The organism is Streptomyces sp. NPDC042100 (assembly GCF_055582325.1).
Genome location: NZ_JBVJDK010000015.1, coordinates 140206 through 160394, shown reverse-complemented (window position 1 = coordinate 160394; position 20189 = coordinate 140206). Strand labels below are relative to the sequence as shown.

Here is a 20189-nt window from a genome sequence, read left to right as displayed (position 1 = left end):
TGAGGCAGGTGGGGGTATGGACCGGGGGGTCCCCGCGCGGTGCGCGTCCTCCGCCTCGGCTCACTTTCGTTCGGGGAGGAATTCTTCTTTTGCTGCGATTCAGGCAGACCAGACAGATATGTACACGTCGTTCCGGGCGCGCCGCGGCGGTCGCCGTCGCCCTGGCCGCGGCGCTCGCCACGGTGGCACCGCTCGGCGCGGGCACCGCGTCCGCGGCGCCGGCCGCGCCGCCCGCGGAGCTGGTGATCCCCGCCGAGCGCACCCCGGCGCCGGACGCCGGACGGATCCCGGCGACCGGGACCACCGGCTTCCTGCGGGGCGGCCCGGAGTCGGGCCTCCAGTGGGTCCCGTACGACGGCGGCGCGCCCGTCGCGTACGCCAACCCCGGGGAAAGGCGGCTCTTCGGCACCGGCGGCGATCTGATCGCCCGGTTCGACCCGGACCGGAACCAGGTCGACTTCACCGACACGCGCGGCACCACCGTGAGCAGCGTCCCCATCCCGGCGGGCCAGCGCTTCGCGGCCGTGATGGGCACCGAGGTCGTCACCCAGGAGTACGTGGACGGCGCCGTCGTCGCCGTACACGCCCTGTCGGTCAGCGGCGGGACGGCCAAGGACCGCACGGTCTGGGGCTTCCGGCCCGGCACCACCGACATCTCCGCGGAGGAGGGGGACAACCCCAAGGGCTTCTTCCTCTCCTACCGGCTCGACGGCCAGAAGCGGCGGGCCTGGGTCAACTCCGTCACCCTCGGCCTGCGCCCCGTCGAGAACGCGCGCGCCTTGCGCGCGGCCGGCGACTACGTCTTCGTCGTCACGATGGACCAGCGCCTGCAGATCTGGGACGCCGGGGTCCTCGGCGGTCCGGAGCCGCTGTACGAGCGGGAGTGGACCGACACGGACGCGCCGGTCGGCGTCGTCGGCAACCAGGCCATCTCCGGCACGGTGCCCGACCCCAACGCGGAGGACACCACGCTGTCGGCGTTCCCCGTGAGCGGCGGCCCGGGGCGCGAGGTCCTCGACCAGGTCCGGGGCGACCTGCGGATGACCCCGGACGGACGCCTGCTGGCCGTCCGCTTCGGCGGCGAGGGCGCCCGGACGGTGCACGCCCTTCGCGTCGACATCAACGGGGGCGCCTTCCGCGTCGACACGGTCCTGCGGATCCCGCTCGTCGCCCCCCTTCGCCACCGCGTGGCCGTCGCCCAGGGCGAGCTGACCAGCGTGGACCAGGTCCCGTGGAAGTCGCCGACCGTGCGAAGCACCCGGCTCTCCGTCACCGACACGGTCACGGCCGAGCCCGCCCGCGAGCGCGGCGGCGATCTCTTCTACGCCTGCCGGCGCGACGAGGGCTGCCCCGTGTTCACACCCACCGGTGACGGGCGGTTCGTCTATCAGGACGAGCGGGAGGCCCTGTTCGCGCTCGGCCGTGACGGGGAGATGCCCGGCGCGCCCGTCGCTGCCGAGGGTGTGGTCGGCGATGTCGAGGCGTCGGGGCGGTATGTGTCCTTCCGCTCCCTGAACGCCTTCCAGAAGGTCATCGACCTCGACACCCGTAAGACCGTCTACGAAGGGTCCCGCTTCACCGGACGCGCCACCTCGCTCGACGGCTCGACCTTCTGGTGGGACAGCGACACCCACGGCACCGTCGAGGCCGTCGACGTCCGCACCGGCGCCGCTCTGCCCCCGGTGCGGCTCGCCGACTGCAACCTGACGGATCTTCAGGTGCGGGGCGGCTCCGCATACTGGAAGTGCGACGGCACCTCCGGCGTCACCGACCTCACCACGAAGGGCACCGTCACCCTGCCCGCGCACGACACCGCGGTCCTCGGCGACGGCTACGTGGCCCACGCGCGGGACGGTGCCCTGTCGCTGACCCCGCTCCGCGGCCCGGACACCGCGACCCGCGCCATCGGCCGCCCGGCCGACGCCAGGCCCGGGAACGGCTGGGCCGTGGACCGCTTCGGCGGCCACCTGGTGTGGGTGGACGAGCAGCAGCGCACCCACGTGGTGCCGAGCGGCGTCTTCACACCGACCCTCTCCGCCGTCGACACCGCCCAGCCCACGACGGTGCTCGACCGCAAGGCCCCCGTGCCGCCGACCTGGTCCGGGAAGTGGTGGTTCTCCCAGCCGGTGAGCCGCTGGAGCGTCACCTTCGTGAGCGACTCGGGCGCGCACCAGCGCACGCTCCAGAGCTGGGACGACATCCGGGGCGCGCTGGCCGTGACGTGGGACGGCACGGACTCGGCCGGGCAGCCGATGCCCGACGGCGTCTACCGCTGGACACTGACCGCCGAGCCCGTGTCCGGCAAGGTCGCCCAGCCCCTGTACCTGTACGGGGAGGTGGCGCTCACCCGCTTCAGCTCGATGGCCTCCGGCCGCTACCAGCCGGTGCCGCCGGCCCGGGTCATGGACACGCGCGACGGCACCGGCGTCACGAAGCGCAAGGTCGGCCCGGGCGGCGAGGTCACCCTCCGGGTCACCGGCCGCGGCGGGGTCCCGGACTCCACCAGCATCTCGGCCGTGGTGCTGAACGTGACGGCGACGAACCCGACGGCGTCGACGTTCGTGTCGGTGTACCCGTACGGGACGGCGAGGTCGAGCGCGTCGAACCTGAACGTGGTGGCGGGTCAGACCGTGCCGAACCTGGTCGTGGTCCCCGTCCAGGACGGCAAGGTCACGTTCTACAACCGCAACGGGAGCGTCGACCTGCTCGCCGACGTCGCCGGGTACTTCACCAGCGGCACCTCCGGTTCCCTCTACGAGGCGGTGGCGCCGGCGCGCGTGATGGACACGCGCTCCGGCACCGGCGTGGCGAAGGCCAAGGTCGGCGCGGACGGGACGGTCACCCTGACGGTGGCGGGTCGTGCCGGTGTCCCGGCGACGGGCGTGACGGCCGTGGTGCTGAACGTGACGGCGACGAACCCGACGGCGTCGACGTTCGTGTCGGTGTACCCGTACGGGACGGCCCGGACCAGCGCGTCGAACCTGAACGTGGTGGCCGGTCAGACCGTGCCGAACCTGGTCGTGGTGCCGGTGAAGGACGGCAAGGTCACGTTCTACAACCGCAACGGGAGCGTCGACCTGCTCGCCGACGTGGCCGGGTACTTCGGACCCTGACGGGATGGCACGACACTCCGCTGTCAGGTAGGTGGAACGAACGAGTGGGAGGGCCGGGTGTGCGCCGAGGGGCGCGCGCCCGGCCCTCCCGCGCTGAGCGGGCCGGCCGCCGGGTACGTTGACGTCCATGACAGAGCCCGCAGAGGCCAGGATCGAGGACGCGAGCAACGTCCTCGTCGCGCCGCCACCGCTCCAGGACGCCGACACCGTACGCGACTTCTTCGGCTCCGTGCTCACTCCAGAGCAACTGGCCTCCGGCGCGCACGACATGACGGGGCGGACCGTCTACCTGTGCGGCGACCTCGCGGCGCTGGACGCCCGCCGACTGCGCGCGGCGGATCGGGTGTTCGTGGTCGGGGACCTCGCGCACGGTGAGCCGGTCAGCCCGGTCAGCCCGGTCAGCCCGGTCGGCCCGGTCGGTCCGGACGGCCCGGTCGGTCCGGACGGCGGGCCCCTCGGTCCCGCCTGGGTCCGCGTGGACCGAGGCAGGGTCCCGGTCCGCGCGCACGGCGTCGGCGTGTACTACCCCCGCTTCTTCCCCACCGACGCCGGGCACTTCGGCCGGATCCGCGCCGAGCACGCCTTCCAGGCGCTCACGGAGTCCACCAAGCCGGGCACCGCCCACCGCAGCGGCGTCTATCTCACGCCCGTCACGCGCGACGGCGACGCGCTGCGCTTCCGCCTGCTGCGCTGCTCCACGAACCTGTCGGGGCCGACCGAGGGCTTCGGCCCGACCGACACCGCCGTCGTGGCGGAGCTGAACCGCGAGGCGGCCGTCGTCTTCCGCGGCCACGCGCCCCTGAACCACGTGCTCGCGCAGCTTTACCGCAACACCGCCGCCACCTCCGAGCGCAAGCAGTCCAAGGCCAGGATCTCCTCCCACGCCGACAAGACGAAGGACATGCCCCGCAACGGCGTGATGGCCTTCTGCACCTTCTACGACGGGCTCGACGGGCTGCGCCCCCTGCCCGGCGACCCCTTCGACCTCGGCGTGAAGACCGCCAGCGGGCTGACCCGGCTCCGCTTCCGGCTGAAGGAGGAAGCCGCCGCGCAGGACGGGGCCTCGCTGCCGGCGGAGTTCACGCTCACCCTCCACCCCGGGTCCGTCTTCCTCATGCCGCTGTCCACCAACCGTCTCTACGCGCACGAGATCCGCCCCTCCACCCTCGACGCGGAGCTGCTGCCCACCCGGCTGGGATACGTGGTGCGCTGCTCGAAGACGGAGGCCGTGCACAAGGACGGGCGGACCTTCCTCACGACGGCCGGGGGCCCGGTCCCGCTCGAACCGCCCACACCGGCAGGCATGGACGAACTGCGCGGGCTGTACGCCGAGGAGAACCGGACCTCGTCACCCGTCGACTACGGAACCGGCTTCCGCTTCAGCATGAACACGGGGGACTACCTTGCCCCCCGCGTCTGAGGCCGCCAAGCCGGCCGAGACCGCGGGGTCCGTGGAGCCCGCCGGCCCCGCCCTCGCGGAGCGGATCCTCACGTTCGCGCTGCCGGAGGAACGGAACCTCTTCGCGGAGCTGGCCGCCGCCACCACCCTGGAGCCCCTGGGGAGGGGCCGCAGGGGCGCCGTGCTCACCAGGACCGACGGCACGCCGGACGGCGGTGTGCCGCTGGTACGCACGACCACCCGGTACGGCGGCCCGGCGCAGCGCTTCCGGCCCGTCCACGAGCGGCTCGCCCGCCGGATCCAGGACCGCGCCGGGATCCCGCTCGCCTTCGACAACGCCCTCGTCGAGACGTACACGAACGCCTACACCACGATGGGCGCCCACTCGGACCAGGCGCTCGACCTCGCCCCCGGCTCCTTCATCGCCGTCTTCTCCTGCTACCGCGCCCCGGAGGCCGACCCGCCCCGGACGCTCGTGTTCGCCTCGAAGGAGAGGCCGGGCGAGGGATTCGCGATCCCCCTGGAGCATCACGGCTGCGTCCTCTTCCCCCTCGACGCGAACCGGCTGCTCAAGCACCGGATCATCCTGGACGCGCCGGGCCGGCGGGCGGAGAACGAGTGGCTGGGGGTGACCTTCCGGACCTCCGGAACCCTCGTCCGGTACGCGGACGGGCACGCCCACCTCCCGGACGGCACCCGCCTCACGCTCGCCGACGAGGAACAGAGCCGCGCCTTCTACCGGCTGCGGCGCCGCGAGAACGAGGAGACGGACTTCACGTACCCTCCGGTGCCGTACACCGTCAGCGCGAGCGACCTCCTGCCACCCGTCTGACGTCAAAGCCCCTCCGCCGACCCGGACGAGGTCACCCGGCTCCTCGCCGCCCTGCGCCGGGACGGATGACGGAGGGCTCGTCCGGCGCACTGCCGGACCCCCGACGGTCCAGAGCCGTGCTCATCGGCACGGCCAGTACCGGTCCATGCCGGAGCTGCCCGCCGTCGCGAACAACCTCACCGCCCTCCGGCGAATCGTCACCTCGCCCGAACTGCAAGCCCTCGCGCCCGAGCACTGCACGACCATCCTCGACCCCGTCAGCCCCGGGCACGTCCTGGCACCGGTCCGGCGGGCGGCGGCACCGGCACCGCCGACCCCTCCGCCACCCTGGTCGGGCAGGCGGCCGTGGAGGGCGCGTACCTGATGTGCTCCGCCTCGCGGACGGCGCTCGCGCTGGCCGCGCCGGGCGAGACGTACACCGCGTTCACCGGGGAGCTCGTCGACGTGGGACTCGCGCTCGTGCGCAACCACCGGGCCGCGGGGGCCACCCGGCCGGGTGCCGGGAGCGGGGGAGGAGCGGAGTCGCGCCTGTTCGGCTCGCGGTACGAGGTGAGGTCGGACTTCGGTCCGCCGCACCCCGCCGGCTCACCGGCCATCGAGCGGTACCTGGACGGGGAGACGGGTCCTGGGGAGGGCGGGCCGGGCGGGGCTTCGGTTTGATGCGGTGGGCCGCGCCCGGCCGGGATGTGGCGGACCCTCGCCACGCGGCATTGAAGGCGGGACGCGGTGGATAGGAAGCGCTTACTCCTCGGATTCGGACGAGGAGCATCGCCGACACCTGGAGAAGACCTTGAAGCGCGTTCCCCTTCGCCGATCCGCAGGACTGATGCTCGCCGCCGTGGCCCTCGTCGCGGCCCCCGCCCTCTCCGCCCACGCCGCCGCCCCCGACACCACCGCCCTGCCCTACGCCGAACAGACCCGGGCCGCCGGCCTCACCGACGCGCAGGCTGGGCAGCTCCAGCGGCACGTCGAGGCCGTCCTGGCCGAGGAGCCGGGGGCCCGCCAGACCTCGGCGAACACGCTCGCCCTCCCCGGCGGCACCGCCACGCTGCCCGTCCCCGGACAGGCGAAGGCCCGCGACCTGGCCGCACCGGACGCGCCCCGCGCCGCCTGCAACGACGGGCACCTGTGCATCACCGACGGGCGCGGCGTGAACTACGACTACTACCGATGCGGCTACTACGACTTCAACGGCATCGGCGACGGCACCTTCAACAACAACCAGACCCCCGGCACCCGAGCCCGCTTCTACAACAGCGACGGCAGCGAGCGCTGGTCCCACGTGGCGAAGGGCTCGGGCACCGCGTCCTGGACCCCCGTGTACCACATCCGCCCCTGCTGATCCGGCTCTCCGCCGCCTGATCCGCGTCCCCCCATCCCCGCCCCCGCCCTCGCCTTCCTGGAGGGCGGGGGCGGGCCTATGACCCACATCACACGACTCTCGTCCCGGGTTTTCGTTATCCGCCCCCGTGCACCGGCTCTCCCTTGCGTACGGGGAACTCCACAAGGGATTCCACGAGGAGTTCCACGAGGAATTCCACCAGAGGCGCGACAGGCGAGGGAAGGCGGGCGGCGTGCAGCGGACCACGGGTTTCGAGCAGCTGACGGACGCGGAGTTGATACGGGCGGCCCAGTACGGCGACACCTGGGCCCGGGAGCGGCTCATCGGCGCCCAGCAGCCGCTCGTCCACGTTCTCGCCGCCCGTGCCCTCGACGGCCGCCCCGGCGCCGAGGCCGCCGTCCACGCGATCGTGCGGGACGCGCTGGGCCGGGCCGAGTTCGCGCTCGGCACGCTGCTGTCGCCGGAGATGTTCCGCCCCTGGCTCGTCGGGATCGGAGTGGCGAGCACCCTCGCCCACGCGGCCGGACTCCCGGTCCAGGCCGCCCCCATGGGCGTCACAGGACTCCCCGCCGGCCCCCTGCTCTGGCTCGACATCGAGGACGCCGTCCTGTGGTCCCTCTGGTCGCTGGAGCGGGAAGGGCACCTCAGCCGGTACGAGACGGCCGCCGCCCTGGGCTGGTCCCCGCAGGACACGGCCCACCGCATGGAAGCCGTACGGGTCCGACTGGACGCGGTCCAGTCGGTGACCAGGGCGCTCGCCCATGCTCCGCGCTGCGGCGCCCTCGCCGGCCGAACCGTCGGCTGGGACGGCCTGCCGGGCGCCTTCTGGCGCGACGAGCTGGCCCGGCACACGGCCCACTGCGGCTACTGCGCCACGGGGTACCGCGCGGAGGGGTGGGGGAGGACGGCGGCCGGGCCGTCGGCTTTCTCCGGGGCGCCGTCCGTGGCCGGGCCGTCGGCTGTCTCAGGGCCGTCGCCGTCGGCCGTCTCGAGGCCGTCGTCCGTGGCCGGGGCGTCGGCCGGAGCCGGGGCGGCCGACGTGGCCCTCGCCCCCACCGAGACCTTCGCGGTCGTCTCCGCGACCCCCGTGGCGGGGCGGCGTGCCAGCCGGGCGACGCGGCGGCGCCGCCGTCAGGCCGACGAGCGCAACCGGCGCCGCGCCGTCGTCGCGGCGGGACTGGCCGTCGTCGCCGTCACCGGCGGAGCCCTCACCCTGCACGCGGGGCGTGGCGACGACGACGTCATGGACGGCGGCCGGGCGGCCGCCGCTCCCGACCTCGACCCGAACCAGGCGAACGAGCCCGGCACCCTCTCCGCCCCGCCGTCGGCCTCCGCTTCCTCGTCCGCCTCCGCCTCCGCCTCCGCCTCCTCCTCCCCGTCCGCGACACAGACCTCCGCCGCCCCGAAGACGCCCGCCGCCACCCCGAGCAAGACGGCCGGGGCCACGACGAAAGCCCCCGCCCCTAAGCGCACCGCCACCACGCCCCCCGCGCCCCGCAAGACGGCCAAGCCTCCCGTCACGGACGGCGGCTCGGGCGGTGGCGGCCAGCAGGATCCCGGCCAGTCCTCGGCCGCCGACCAGGTCGTCGCGCTCGTCAACGCCGAGCGCGCGAAGGCCGGCTGCGGGCCGCTCACGTCCAACGCGACCCTCGCCAAGGCCGCCCAGGGCCACTCGGACGACATGGCCGCCCGCGGCTTCTTCGACCACACCAACCCCGACGGCGCGGGTCCCGGCGACCGCGTGACCGCCGCGGGCTACCCGTGGACCACGTACGGCGAGAACATCGCCATGGGCCAGAGCACCCCGGCGCAGGTCATGGAATCGTGGATGAACAGCCCCGGCCACCGCGCGAACATCCTGAACTGCGACTTCAAGGAGATCGGCGTCGGCGTCCACGACACGGGCGGCCCCTACTGGACCCAGGTCTTCGGCGCACGCTGACCCCTGCCCCGGCCGGTGCGGGCTGCGCAGCACGCCGCCCGCACCGGCCGGACCCCTCAGCCGCCGCCCCCGCCCCCGCGCACGTACACCGGCAGACGGGTGACGCCGCCGATCAGTGAGCCGCCCGGGAAAGGCAGCGCGGCGGGGGGTTCCGCCAAGCGCAGGCCGGGGGCGCGGTCGGCGAGGGCCGAGAGCGCGGTGCGGAGTTCGAGCAGGGCGAGACCGGCGCCCACGCAGCGGTGGGGACCGTGTCCGAAGGCGAGGTGGGGGCCGGGCGCACGGGTGATGTCGAAGACGCCGGGCCGGTCGAAGACGGCCGGATCGCGGCCCGCGTGCGCGTGGGACGGCACGACCGCCTCCCCGGCCCGCACCAGGGTCGCCCCGACGGTCAGATCGGCCACGGCCAGCCGAGGCAGCCCCACGTCCGCGATCGTGTCGAAGCGCAGGATCTCCTCGACGGCGGGCCCCAGGAGCCCCCGGTCCGCGCGGAGGGCCCGCCACTGCTCCCGGTGCACGAGCAGCGCCAGGACGCCGTTGGTCAGGGTCGCGGCCGTCGTGGCGTGCCCGGCGACGAACAGGTTGACCGCCGTGGCCAGCAGCTCGGGTCCGCTCAGCTCCCCGGCGCCGTGGGCGTCGCGCAGCCGGTGCAGCAGCCCGCCCGGCACCAGGCCCGCCGAGCCCTCGGGCGTCAGCAGCAGCCGTTCGAAGTGCGCGCGCAGGGCGTCGTGGCCGGCCCGCGCCCGTTCCGGCGGCAGCGAGGTCAGCGACAGCTTCCGCCGCGCCCACTCCACGAGGTGCGCCCGGTGCCCGGGGCGCACCCCCAGGACATCGCACAGGACGGCGTCGGCCAGCGGGAGGGCGAACGCGCGGTGCAGGTCGACCGGTTCCCGGTCCGCGCCCGAGAGCGCGTCCAGCAGCCGGTGTACGTGGCCGGTGACGGCGGGCGCCAGCCCGGCCACGCGGTCGCGGTGGAACGCCGGGGCGCAGAGCCGCCGGACCCGGGTGTGGTCGGGCGGGTCGAGGCCGAGCAGGCTCGGCTCGTCCCGGTCGGCGAGGGTCCAGCGCGGACCGCCGGGCGTCGTCAGCATGGCCCGGCGGCTCAGCCGGCGGTCCGTCAGGGCCTTGACGACGTCGGCGTGGCGGACCGCGAGGTGCGCCGGATCGCCGCTCGGCAGCGAGACGCGGGCGAGGCCCGGCACGTCGAGCAGTCCGGTGTGCGGCAGCGGCGCCAGGCAGTCGGCGCGGTCGAACGGATAGGGCAGCCGGTGGTGGTGCGCGGGAACCGCGCTCATGTCGTTTCCTCCAGGTCGGCGGCCCGCAGACCGCAGGCGGCACGGGGATGGACGTGCGGCGGGCGGGGGTTGTGCGCGAGGTGGGCCCGCCAGCGCCGCCGCAGCTCGCGGTCGGCGCCGAGCCCCAGCCAGCCCAGGACCCGGGCCGCCGTCGCCTCGGGCCCGGCCACCAGCTCGTCGAAGCGGACGGTCAGACAGCGGTCGGCGACGGTGGCGTCGGTGGTGAACGCGCGCATCCGCGCCAGGCCCGTGCGGGTGGCGGCGGTCATCGTCCGCCCGATCTCCGGCGCGTCGACCGTGTCACTGCGCCGTCGGCGTGCCGCGACGACCAGACCGCACACCGAGCCGAGCGCCTCCTCCGTATCGCGTTCGAGGACCACGTACCGCGCGCCGCCGTGCACGCGGTCCAGGTCGGGCAGGTGCCACAGGTGCGACGGGCTCTTCAGGAGCGGCCGCGCGCCGGCCGGGGCCGGGTGCCGGGCGAGGATGTGGGCGAGCTGCGCGCGGTGCAGCGTATAGGCGGGGGTCAGGTCCTGGTCGGCGAGCCAGGAGGCGTAGCCGGGGACGCGGTAGCTGATCAGGCCGAGGACGCTGTTGCGGAAGTCGGCGTTCATCAGGTGCTCGCACTCCTCCGGCTCGTGTGCCCCGGTGGGATGGATCCGGGCCAGCTCGGGCGCGGTGCGCGCCAGCTCGGCCACGTATCGCTCGGCATCGGCCACGGCGTCCGCCTCGGTGCCGGTGCCGGTGCCGGTCACGGTCCCGGTCACGGCTTCGGCGGTGCCCGGCGGCGGGACCGGCGCGAGGAGCTCCCACAGGCGTGGCGCCCGCAGGGCCGGGTGGTGGGCGAGGAGCCGGTGCAGGAGGGTGCTGCCGGTGCGGGGCAGGCCGACGAGGACGACGGGCGGCCCGTAGGGCAGGGGCGGTTCGGGCAGGGCGCGCAGCCGGAGCCGGGTCCGGAGCGCGCGCAGCAGCGTCTCCCGGGCCTCGGCCCGGCCGGCCGGGGTGAGCCGTGCCTCCGCCTCCAGCGCCGAAACGAGGAGGTCCAGGGCCGGCGCGTAGCCCGGTGCGCCGAAGTCCGAGAGGCCCGTGAGGCGTACCGCCTCGGCCCGCAGCAGGTCCGCGTCGAGCCGCTCGCCGCCGTCGGGGGCGGCGGTCGTCGTCACAGGCCCGCCCCGGGGCGGCTGCCGGGAGCGTCGGCGAGGGCGGTCCAGAGCTCGGCGATCCGGTCCACGACGGCGCGCGGGCCGCCGGGGCCGACGCGCGGATTGATCAGGCACAGCCGGAACACCCGCCGCCCGCCGACGCCGACCGGGACGACCATCGCCCGCCCCTCCGCGCGCAGCGCCGCGCAGACCTCGGCCACGAGCCGGTCCGTCTCCTCGGGGCGCCGAGGGGGAGCGGTGGCGGGCGGCGCCCCGACGAAGGTGACGACACCCAGCGAGGGCTCGGTCACCAGAGCGAGGCCGGGCCGGGAGCGGATGTACGCGGCGATGGCCTCGGCCGCGTCCAGGCCCCGCTCCACGGCGGCGCGGAACGCGTCCGCGCCGAACACCCTCAGCGACAGCCACAGGCGCAGCGCCCGGAACTCCCGAGTCTGCTCGATGCCCCACTGGAGGTAGTCCACCCCGTCCGCTCCGCCGGCCCCGTCCGCCCCGTCCGCGTCGGCACCATCCGCGCCCGCCTCCAGGTAGGAGGGGAGGGCGACGCCGAAGGCGCGGGTCAGGTGGGCGGGGTCGCGCAGCAGCACGCAGCCCGTTCCGGCGGGCTGGAACAGCCACTTGTGCGGGTCGACGCTCACCGAGTCCGCCGCGTCCAGCCCCGTGAGCAGCGCGCGTCCGCGCGCGGTCAGCGCGGCGGGCGCGCCGAAGGCCCCGTCCACGTGCAGCCACAGGCCCTCGGCCCGGCAGAACGCGGCCAGTTCGGGCAGCGGATCGACGGCGCCCGTGGCCGTGGTGCCCGCGTTGGCCACCACGAGGAAGGGCCGCCGTCCCGCGCGCCGGTCCTCCGCCACCCGCCGGGCGAGCTCGGGCAGTGGGAGGCGTCGCCGCGCGTCGCAGGGCAGGACCCGGACGCGGTCCCGGCCGATGCCCAGGATGTGCAGGGCCCGGGGGACGGAGAGGTGGGTCTGGTCGGAGAGGTACGCGGTGGCCCCGTGGGCCTCGGTGCCGACGAGGGCGTCGCGGGCGGCGGTCAGGGCGGTGAGGTTGGCGGTCGAACCGCCGGACACGAACAGCCCGGAGGCCCCGGGCGCCAGCCCCAGGAGCTCGGCCAGCCAGCGGACGGCGGCCGACTCGATCGCGCTGGAGACCGCGCCGCTGAACCGCCAGCCGGCCGGGACCGCGAAGCCGGTGGCCAGCGTCGCCGCCAGCACGCCGGTGACGGTCCCCGGCGAGGGCACGAAGGCGAGGAAGTCCGGGTGGTCGGGGTGCGCGTTGCCCTCGCCCAGCAGCCGCCCCACCTCGTCCACGACCGCGAGCGGGTCGTCCGCCGGGGCGGCGGGCAGCGGCTCCGCGCGCAGCCGGCCCGCGAGGGCCGCCGCGCCGGGCGCCGCGACCGGCAGCCCTCGCTGTCCGGCACGGCCACCGGCGTCGGCGTCGGGGTCGGCTTCTGGGCTGGGGCTGGGGCTGGGGCCGGGGGCGGCGTCGCGCCGCTCCGCGTCGAGATGTCCCGCGACGATCTCCCAGACCCGCTGACCGAGTGCCGCCACGGTCGCGGAGGGCAGCGTCAGGGCGGCTTCGGCCGGCTCGGCCTCCGCGAGGTCACCAATGGTGTTCACGGGATCACACTGTGATGCCCCTGGAGGGCATGTGACAAGTGCACGTTTCCGCAAAGCCGTTGACGAATGGTCAAGAAGTGTTGACCATTGGGGTCATGCCTACCGACGATCTTCCCGAGTCGATCCGCGTCACCACCGACGAGCAGCTACGCGCCGTCTCCAACCTCACCCGGCACCGCATCATGGCCGTGCTCCGCTTCGAGCCCGCGACGATCACGCAGATCGCCGAGCGCGTCGGCCTCGCCAAGGGCAGCTCCAGCTACCACGTACGCCTCCTGGAGCGCGCCGGCATCGTCAAGGTCGTACGGACCCGCAAGGTGCGCGGCGTCACCGAGCGGTACTACGCCATGGCCGCGCGCTCGATCGAGCTGCCCGACCCCGGCGAGGGCGGCCCGGACTTCCTCATGCGGCACGCCGTGGCCGACCTGGAGGCCGCTCCGGCGGACGGCGAGCGGCACGTCGGCATGGCCCACCTCCGGCTCACCGACGCGCAGTTCGCGGAGCTGGGCGCACGCCTGGAGGCGCTGGTCGGCGAGTACCGGCGGCTGTCCGACCCGGCCCTCCCGGACGCGTCCCTCGTGTTCGCGCTGTTCCACCCCAAGCAGGGCACCCCGACGGAGAGAGACACCAAGTGACCTCGGACATCAGCAGACTCCCGAACGGCTTCGGGCGCCTCTGGACCGCCCAGACCGTGTCCTCGCTCGGCGACGGGGTGATGCACGCCGCGCTGCCGCTGCTCGCCCTGACCCTGACCCGGGACCCGATGGCGCTCGCCGTCGTCACGGCCGCCGGAACGCTGCCCTGGCTGCTGTTCGGGATACTCGGCGGCGCGCTGGTCGACCGCTGGGACCGGCGCCGCACCATGTGGATCACCGACGCGGCGCGGGCCGTCCTGCTGGCCGTCCCCGCCGCGGCCGCCCCGCTGGACCTGCTCAGCATCCCGCTGCTCGCGGCCGTCGCCTTCCTCCTCGGCCTCGGCGGCCTCTTCTTCGACACGGCCGCCTCCGCCTACCTTCCGGACCTCCTCGGCCGCGAACCCGCCCGCCTGGAGCGGGCCAACTCCCGTCTGCGCGCCACCCAGACCGCCGCCTCCGGCTTCGCCGGGCCGCCCTCGGGCGCCGCCCTGCTCGCGCTCGGCCGGGCCGTTCCCCTGCTGGCCGACGCCGTCTCGTTCGCCGTCTCCGCCCTGCTCGTACGCTCGCTGCCCGCGACCCCCCGCCCCGTGCCGAGGGCCCGGGAGTCGCTGCTCCGCCAGGCGAAGGCCGGAGCCTCGTACGTGCTCCGCGACCGCGTCCTCCTCGGACTCGCGCTGCGCCCGGCCGTCGGGAACATGGCCTTCGTCGCCATGGAGACCGTGCTGGCCCTCTTCGCGCACACCCGCCTCGGCGTCGAGTCCCTCGGCTTCGGCCTGCTCCTGACGGCCGAGGCCGCCGGCGGCCTCCTCGGTGCGGGTATCGCCTCCGCGCTCGGCCGCCGGCTCGGCACCGGCGCCGCCCTGACCTGCACGGCCGCGCTGGAGGGCCTCGCCATCCTGGGCCTCGCCGCCGCTCCGAACGCGTACGCCGCCGGGCTCGCCCTCGCCGTCTGCGGCGCGGGCGTCGGCGCCACGATGGTGCTCGCGCCCTCGCTGCGGCAGGCGATCGTCCCGGCCGAGCTGATGGGCCGGGTCACCTCGACCTCCCGGATGCTCGGCATGTGCACGGCTCCGCTCGGCGCGTTCCTCGGCGGCTGGCTGGCCACCGCGTACGACGTGCGCACCCCGCTGTACACCGCCGCCGCCCTGCTGCTCCTCATGACGGCGGTCACCTCGACGCTGACCAGCAACCGCCGGGTCGAGGCCGCCCGCCGCGCCGCCGAGGCGAGGACCGCCGACGCGACGGACGCGGAGACGCCCGAGGCTGTCGAGACGCCCGAGGCTGTGGTGGCGTCCAAGGCCGTGGTGGCGTCCAAGGCCGCCGGGGAGCCCGCCCGGCCGGTCGAGGCCGGATGAACGCCCGCTAGCCTGCTGCGTCATGATGCGCACCTGGTTCCTGCCGATACTCCTCCTGCTCAGCGGCGCGGCCGTCGCCGCCGCGCGGTCCGCCACCGGACACCCCGTCGTGGCCGTCGTCCTCCTCCTCGCCTTCGTCGCGCTCGCCGGCGTCACCTCCCCGTGGTTCTTCCCGAGGTCGCTCGGCGCGCGGGAGGCGCTGCGGCGCGGCGCCGCCGACGGCCGGCCGGTCGTCTACTGGCGGCCCGGCTGCACCTACTGCGTCCGCCTGCGCGCCCGGCTCGGCCGCGACGCCCACCGGATGCACTGGGTGAACATCTGGCGTGACCCGGAGGGGGCCGCCGAGGTGCGGGCCGCCAACGACGGGAACGAGACCGTGCCCACCGTCGTCATCGCGGGCCGGGCGCACACCAACCCCGATCCCGCGTGGGTGCGGGCACAGCTCGCCCGGTGAGCCGGTCTCCCTTCAGGAGGCGTGCGCGGGCGGGCGGAGTCCGCGGAGCAGGAGCGCGTTGAAGGTGACGATGATCGTGGACGCGCTCATCAGGAGCGCCGCCCACTCCGGACGGAGCTGGATGCCGAGGCCCGGGTAGAGGACGCCCGCGGCGACCGGGATCGCGAGCAGGTTGTAGATCGCGGCCCAGAAGAGGTTCTGCTTGATCTTGCGGCGGGTGGCGCGCGCGACGGTGACGGCGTACGCCACGTCGGCGGGGTCGTCGTGGACGAGGACCACGTCGGCGGTCTCCACGGCCACGTCGGTGCCCGCCCCGATCGCGATGCCGACGTCGGCCTGGGCGAGGGCCGGCGCGTCGTTCACGCCGTCGCCGACCATCGCCACGCGTGTCCCGCCGTCCCGCAGGGCGGTGATGTTCGCCGCCTTGTCCTCGGGCAGCACCTCCGCGATGACGGTGTCGATGCCGGTGGCCGAGGCGACCGCGTCGGCGGTGCCGCGCTGGTCGCCGGTGAGCATGACGGTCCTGATCCCCTGCTCGCGGAGCCGGGTCACGGCCACCGGGGCCGTGGTCCGTACCGGGTCGGCGACCGCGATCAGCCCGAGGGCCTCGCCGTCGGCGGCCACGTACATCGCCGTCTTCCCGGACGCGGCGAGCTCGGTCGCCGTCCCGGTCAGCGCCGAGACGTCGACCCGCTCGCGCCGCATCAGGCGCAGGTTCCCGACGAGGACGGTGACGCCGTCGACCACCGCCGTGACACCGTGGCCGGGCACCGAGTCGAAACCGGTGGCCGGGAGCGGGGCCGGACCGCGCGCGGCGGCCTCGGCCACGATCGCCTCGGCCAGCGGGTGCTGGGACTGCCGGTCCACGGCGGCGGCGAACGCGAGGACCCGTTCGTCCGAAGCGCCCGGCACGGAGACGACGTCGGTCACGGCGGGCTTCCCCGCCGTGAGCGTGCCGGTCTTGTCGAACATGACGGCCGCGATCCCCGCGGTGTTCTCCAGCGCCGTCGCGTTCTTGAACAGCACGCCGCCGCGGGCGCCCTGCCCGATCCCCACCGTGATCGCCGTGGGCGTCGCCAGGGCCAGGGCGTCCGGGCAGGCGATGACGATCGCGGACACGGCGGCCGTCACCGCGAACCCGATGCCGTGGTCACGGCCGAAGACGCTCCACGCCGTGAACGTCAGCAGCCCCGCCCCGAGCGCGACGAAGACGAGGTAGCGCCCGGCCGTGTCGGCCAGCCGCTGGGCGGGGGCCTTGGACGCCTGCGCGTCGCGGACCATCCGTACGATCCGGGCCAGCGCGGTGTCCGCCCCGACGGCCGTCGCCGTGAACACGAACGCCCCGGTCGTGTTGAGGGAGCCGCCGACCACCCGGTCGCCCGCAGCCTTCGCCACGGGCACCGGCTCGCCGGTGATCATCGACTCGTCGACGTAGCTGGTGCCCTCGCCGACCGTGCCGTCGACCGGGACCTTCTCGCCCGGCCGCACGACGACCTCGTCGCCCACCACGACGCGGTCCAGCGGCACCTCGGACTCGGCGCCGCCACGGCGGACGCGCGCGGTCGGCGGCGCCAGCGTCAGCAGTGCCTCCACGGCACGGCCGGTCGCGAAGCGGGAGCGCATCTCCAGCCAGTGCCCGATCAGGCTCAGGGTCGTGAGCATGGCCGCGGCCTCGAAGTACACGTCCTCCTGCCCGGCGAGCGTCGCGAAGAGCGAGTACAGGTACGCGACGAGGACACCGACCGAGATCAGCGTCATCATCGTCACGTCGCCGTGGCGCAGCGACCGCGCGGCCGACGACAGGAACGGCCACCCGCCCCAGAACACCACCGGCGTGGCCAGGACCAGACCGAACCAGGCCATCGACAAGCCGAGCGGCCGGTCCACCTCCACGCCGAGGCTGTGCCCGATGGGCGAGAAGACGACGATGGGGATCGTGAGCAGCGCGCAGACGACGAACCTGCGGAGCATGTCGTCGACGGCGGCGGCGCCGTGGTGGGCGTGCTCGTCGCCGTGGTCGCCGTGGTCTGTGTGTTCCTCGTGCTGTGCGTGACCCGCGTGCTGCCCGTGCTGCCCGTGCTGCCCGTGCCCGTGCTCGTGCTCGTGCACGGGCGACGGCTCGCGCTCGTCCGCCGGGCCGACCGGCGGGTGCCCCGGCTGGCAGCAGGAGTCCGGGCAGGTGGCGCGGTCGCAGGCGTACCCGGCCTCGTCGAGCTCGCCGGCGAGGCGGTCCGCGCTCGTGACGGCGGGGTCGAAGGCGATGTGGGCGGTCGCGGTCGTCCGGTCGACGCTTACGGAACGCACCCCCGGCCATCCCGCGAGACGCCGCTCCAGCGCCGCCAGCTCGCCGCCGCACCAGCACGTCCGCAACGCGATCTCGGCGACCCGGGCGGTCGACCCCTGTCCGTCCACGCTCGGTCCCTCCTCCGCTCGGCTCCAGTCCACTCCTCCCGGACCCACCCGACCCGTTCGCGTCGGCCGAACGGGTGAGACCGTCCCGGGTCGCGCGTGCGGATCGATCAGGAATCGAGAAGCGCGCCCCAGGCGGTCGCGCCTAGCCTTTCGGTCATGGACATCACCATTCACACCACGGCTCTCCCGCACACCGATCCGGACGCGTCGCTCGCGTTCTACCGGGACGTCCTCGGCTTCGAGGTCCGCAGCGACGTCGGCCAGGGGAAGATGCGCTGGATCACGGTCGGGCCGGTGGGGCAGCCGGGGACGTCGATCCTGCTGGCGCCGCCCGCCGCCGACCCGGGCATCACCGAGGACGAGCGGCGCACGGTCACCGAGATGATGGCGAAGGGGACCTACGGCTGGATCCTGCTGGCCGCGCCGGACCTGGACGCCACGTTCGAGAAGGTGCGGGCGGGGGACGCCGAGGTCGTCCAGGAACCTACGGACCAGCCGTACGGCGTGCGGGACTGCGCGTTCCGCGACCCGGCGGGCAACCTGATCCGCGTCCAGGAACTGCGCTGATCCCGCGCGCACGCTCGCGTACGGACCGGAGGACCGGAGGGGAGACCTCGTATGTGCAGACCGGCATGGGGACGCGCGCGCATCCAGGCGCAGCGTCTGACCGAGCTCGCGCGGCTGCGCCGCGTGCGCGACCGGATCGACCGGGAGTACGCGCAGCCGCTCGACGTGGCGGCGCTGGCCCGGGAGGCGGACCTGCCCGTGGGGCAGCTGAGCCGCGACTTCCTGGCCGCCTATGGCGCGTCGCCGTACGCGTATCTGATGGCCCGGCGCGTCGGGCGGGCGGCGGCACTGCTGCGCCGGGGCGACCTGGGCGTCGCCCAGGTGCGCGCCGCGGTCGGCTGCGTGTCGGCGGGCGCGTTCACGGCACGCTTCACGGAACTCGTCGGTGTGCCGCCCGGAGCCTTCCGAGGCCGGGCGGAGGTCACGGTGGAGGCGATGCCGGCGCACATCGCGCGGCAGGTCGCGGGAACGGTCAGGATCCGAGAAGCCGGGTCCGGGACGAGGCCCGTAGCGTGAGGAACGAGCACACGAACACGAAGACCGACAAGCCCACGAACACGACCAGGACCACGAACACCCCCCACTGAGCAGGGAGCCCATCATGAAGGCGCACGTCAGCTCGATCCTCCTCGGAGTCCGGGACATGGAGCGGGCCAAGGAGTTCTACACCGAAGGACTCGGCTGGAAGATCGAGAACGACTACGGGATCTCCGTCTTCTTCGCCTCGGACGGCGCGTCGCCGGTCGGCTTCTACGACCGCGCGGGCCTGGCCGCGCAGGTGGGCACGGACCCGGAGGGCAGCGGCTTCAGCGGACTGGTCCTGACGTACGTCGTCCGCAGCGAGGCGCGGGTCGACGAGGTCATGGCGGAGGCCGAGCGCGCCGGCGCCACGGTCCTCAAGCCCGCCGGAGCCCTGCCGTGGGGCGGGTACGGGGGCGCCTTCGCCGACCCGGACGGCTACGTGTGGAGCCTCGGCTACAGCGCGCAGGGAGCCGACCAGCCGTACGCCGAGTAGCCGCGAGCCCGACGAGAACGGAACGGGAACGCGAACGGAAACGGAAACGGGAACGGGAACAGCGACGGACCAGGAGGAAGCCCATGAGGTTCCGCACGCGGGTGGAGCCGCCCGAGCCGATGCGCGGCCTGGAGGTGCCGCCCGAGGTGGTGGCGGCGCTGGGCGGGGGAGCCCGGCCGCCGGTGACGATCACGGTCAACGGGCACAGCTGGAAGAGCCGGGTGGCCATCATGCGCGGGCGTCACCTGCTCGGCCTCAGCCTCGCCAACCGGGCCGCCGCCGAGGTCGAGACCGGCGAGGAGGTCGAGGTGGACCTGGAGCTCGACACGGAGCCGCGCGTGGTCGTGGAGCCGGCGGACTTCGCCCGGGCCCTGGACGCCGACCCGGCCGTCCGTGCCGCGTACGACGCGCTGTCCTTCACCCGCAGGCGCGAGCAGGTGCGCGCGATCGAGAGCGCGAAGAAGCCCGAGACGCGGCAGCGCCGCATCGAGAAGGCGATCACGGCCCTACGGGGCTGACCACACCCCGGTTCCGCCGGACCTCCCGTCAGCGCAGCTCCTCGGCCAGGGCGACGATGACGCCCGACGGGCCCCGGAGATAGCAGAGGCGGTAGACGTCCTCGTACCGCGCGACCTCGCCGAGCAGTTCCGCGCCGTGGGCGCGCAGGCGGGCGAGCGTGTCGTCGATGTCGTCGACGGCGAACATGATCCGGTGCAGGCCCAGGGTGTTCGGCGGCGGGTTCGGGGAGCCGTCGACGCGCGCGGCGGGGGAGAGGTAGCGGGTGAGCTCCAGCCTCGCGTGGCCGTCGGGGGTCCGCAGCATCGCGATCTCGCTGCGCACGCCGTCGAGCCCGACGGTCCGATCCGCGAAGAGGCCCTCGATCCGCGCGGTGTCCTGGACCTCCAGGCCGAGTTCGGTGAAGAAGGCGACGGCGGCGTCGAGGTCCTCGACGACGATGGCGACGTTGTCCATGCGGAGGAGTGTCATGCCGGTCTCCGTGTGAGGGGGAGGGGAAGGTGAGTGCGAGGTGAGGGTGTGGCCTTCGGGGCCTGACG

At 74.7% G+C, this 20189-nt stretch carries 18 protein-coding genes; 13 read left to right on the top strand and 5 right to left on the bottom strand.

All coding sequences use genetic code 11. The annotated features are described in order from the left end of the window. Positions 1-89: 89 nt before the first annotated feature. The 6 genes from ACZ6J5_RS29770 to ACZ6J5_RS29745 all read left to right on the top strand — a co-directional run bounded on the left by ACZ6J5_RS29770 (position 90) and on the right by ACZ6J5_RS29745 (position 8628). Positions 90-3113, top strand: a complete 3024-nt coding sequence (locus ACZ6J5_RS29770) for a flagellar hook assembly protein FlgD (protein WP_469396616.1) — start codon at positions 90-92, stop codon at positions 3111-3113. 127 nt (positions 3114-3240) lie between these two features. After that, a complete protein-coding gene (locus tag ACZ6J5_RS29765) occupies positions 3241-4533 on the top strand; it encodes a hypothetical protein (protein ID WP_469396614.1) in 1293 nt (430 codons plus the stop codon). 64 nt (positions 4534-4597) lie between these two features. Further along, a complete protein-coding gene (locus ACZ6J5_RS29760; RefSeq protein ID WP_469396689.1) occupies positions 4598-5344 on the top strand; it encodes an alpha-ketoglutarate-dependent dioxygenase AlkB in 747 nt (248 codons plus the stop codon). 345 nt (positions 5345-5689) lie between these two features. Continuing rightward, the gene (locus ACZ6J5_RS29755; protein WP_469396613.1) at positions 5690-6004 is read left to right on the top strand and encodes a hypothetical protein; all 315 of its coding nucleotides are present in this window, start codon (positions 5690-5692) and stop codon (positions 6002-6004) included. Between the two features lie 166 nt (positions 6005-6170). After that, positions 6171-6686, top strand: a complete 516-nt coding sequence (locus tag ACZ6J5_RS29750; RefSeq protein ID WP_469396611.1) for a hypothetical protein — start codon at positions 6171-6173, stop codon at positions 6684-6686. Between the two features lie 232 nt (positions 6687-6918). Continuing rightward, positions 6919-8628 carry a CAP domain-containing protein gene (locus ACZ6J5_RS29745; protein ID WP_469396610.1) on the top strand — a complete coding sequence of 570 codons (1710 nt, stop codon included), beginning with the start codon at positions 6919-6921 and terminating at the stop codon, positions 8626-8628. Between the two features lie 56 nt (positions 8629-8684). On the opposite strand, the gene ACZ6J5_RS29740 is transcribed toward ACZ6J5_RS29745, so the two are convergent. From ACZ6J5_RS29740 to ACZ6J5_RS29730, 3 genes are read right to left on the bottom strand one after another with little or no spacing between them, the layout of a single operon-like run. Next, complete coding sequence (locus ACZ6J5_RS29740; RefSeq protein ID WP_469396608.1) at positions 8685-9920, bottom strand: cytochrome P450; 1236 nt, start codon at positions 9918-9920, stop codon at positions 8685-8687. After that, positions 9917-11083, bottom strand: a complete 1167-nt coding sequence (locus ACZ6J5_RS29735; RefSeq protein ID WP_469396606.1) for a sulfotransferase family protein — start codon at positions 11081-11083, stop codon at positions 9917-9919. The genes ACZ6J5_RS29740 and ACZ6J5_RS29735 overlap by 4 nt, the downstream gene beginning before the upstream one ends. Then, entirely contained in the window at positions 11080-12696 is a 1617-nt protein-coding gene (locus ACZ6J5_RS29730; RefSeq protein WP_469396604.1) for a pyridoxal phosphate-dependent decarboxylase family protein, read from the bottom strand. The genes ACZ6J5_RS29735 and ACZ6J5_RS29730 overlap by 4 nt, the downstream gene beginning before the upstream one ends. Before the next feature lie 95 nt (positions 12697-12791). Here ACZ6J5_RS29730 and ACZ6J5_RS29725 point away from each other — a divergent pair, with 95 nt between their 5' ends. The 3 genes from ACZ6J5_RS29725 to ACZ6J5_RS29715 are packed head-to-tail and all read left to right on the top strand — an operon-like array spanning position 12792 to position 15140. Continuing rightward, complete coding sequence (locus tag ACZ6J5_RS29725) at positions 12792-13331, top strand: ArsR/SmtB family transcription factor (RefSeq protein WP_469396602.1); 540 nt, start codon at positions 12792-12794, stop codon at positions 13329-13331. After that, complete coding sequence (locus tag ACZ6J5_RS29720) at positions 13328-14686, top strand: MFS transporter (protein ID WP_469396600.1); 1359 nt, start codon at positions 13328-13330, stop codon at positions 14684-14686. Before ACZ6J5_RS29725 ends, ACZ6J5_RS29720 begins: the two co-directional genes overlap by 4 nt. A gap of 22 nt (positions 14687-14708) precedes the next feature. Continuing rightward, positions 14709-15140 carry a glutaredoxin domain-containing protein gene (locus ACZ6J5_RS29715; protein ID WP_469396598.1) on the top strand — a complete coding sequence of 144 codons (432 nt, stop codon included), beginning with the start codon at positions 14709-14711 and terminating at the stop codon, positions 15138-15140. Between the two features lie 12 nt (positions 15141-15152). Here the strand turns inward: ACZ6J5_RS29715 and ACZ6J5_RS29710 are convergent, their stop codons facing one another. Beyond that, the gene (locus tag ACZ6J5_RS29710) at positions 15153-17552 is read right to left on the bottom strand and encodes a heavy metal translocating P-type ATPase (protein ID WP_469396596.1); all 2400 of its coding nucleotides are present in this window, start codon (positions 17550-17552) and stop codon (positions 15153-15155) included. A gap of 156 nt (positions 17553-17708) precedes the next feature. Between ACZ6J5_RS29710 and ACZ6J5_RS29705 the strand changes: the two genes are divergently transcribed. The 4 genes from ACZ6J5_RS29705 to ACZ6J5_RS29690 all read left to right on the top strand — a co-directional run bounded on the left by ACZ6J5_RS29705 (position 17709) and on the right by ACZ6J5_RS29690 (position 19652). Beyond that, positions 17709-18119 carry a VOC family protein gene (locus tag ACZ6J5_RS29705; RefSeq protein WP_469396594.1) on the top strand — a complete coding sequence of 137 codons (411 nt, stop codon included), beginning with the start codon at positions 17709-17711 and terminating at the stop codon, positions 18117-18119. 51 nt (positions 18120-18170) lie between these two features. Beyond that, complete coding sequence (locus ACZ6J5_RS29700) at positions 18171-18635, top strand: helix-turn-helix transcriptional regulator (RefSeq protein ID WP_469396592.1); 465 nt, start codon at positions 18171-18173, stop codon at positions 18633-18635. Positions 18636-18720: 85 nt separating this feature from the next. Continuing rightward, positions 18721-19134 (top strand): VOC family protein, encoded by a 414-nt coding sequence (locus ACZ6J5_RS29695; RefSeq protein ID WP_469396590.1) that lies wholly within the window; start codon positions 18721-18723, stop codon positions 19132-19134. 83 nt (positions 19135-19217) lie between these two features. Then, entirely contained in the window at positions 19218-19652 is a 435-nt protein-coding gene (locus ACZ6J5_RS29690; protein ID WP_469396588.1) for a YdeI/OmpD-associated family protein, read from the top strand. Between the two features lie 28 nt (positions 19653-19680). Here the strand turns inward: ACZ6J5_RS29690 and ACZ6J5_RS29685 are convergent, their stop codons facing one another. Beyond that, positions 19681-20121 carry a VOC family protein gene (locus ACZ6J5_RS29685; RefSeq protein WP_469396586.1) on the bottom strand — a complete coding sequence of 147 codons (441 nt, stop codon included), beginning with the start codon at positions 20119-20121 and terminating at the stop codon, positions 19681-19683. Positions 20122-20189 lie beyond the last annotated feature (68 nt).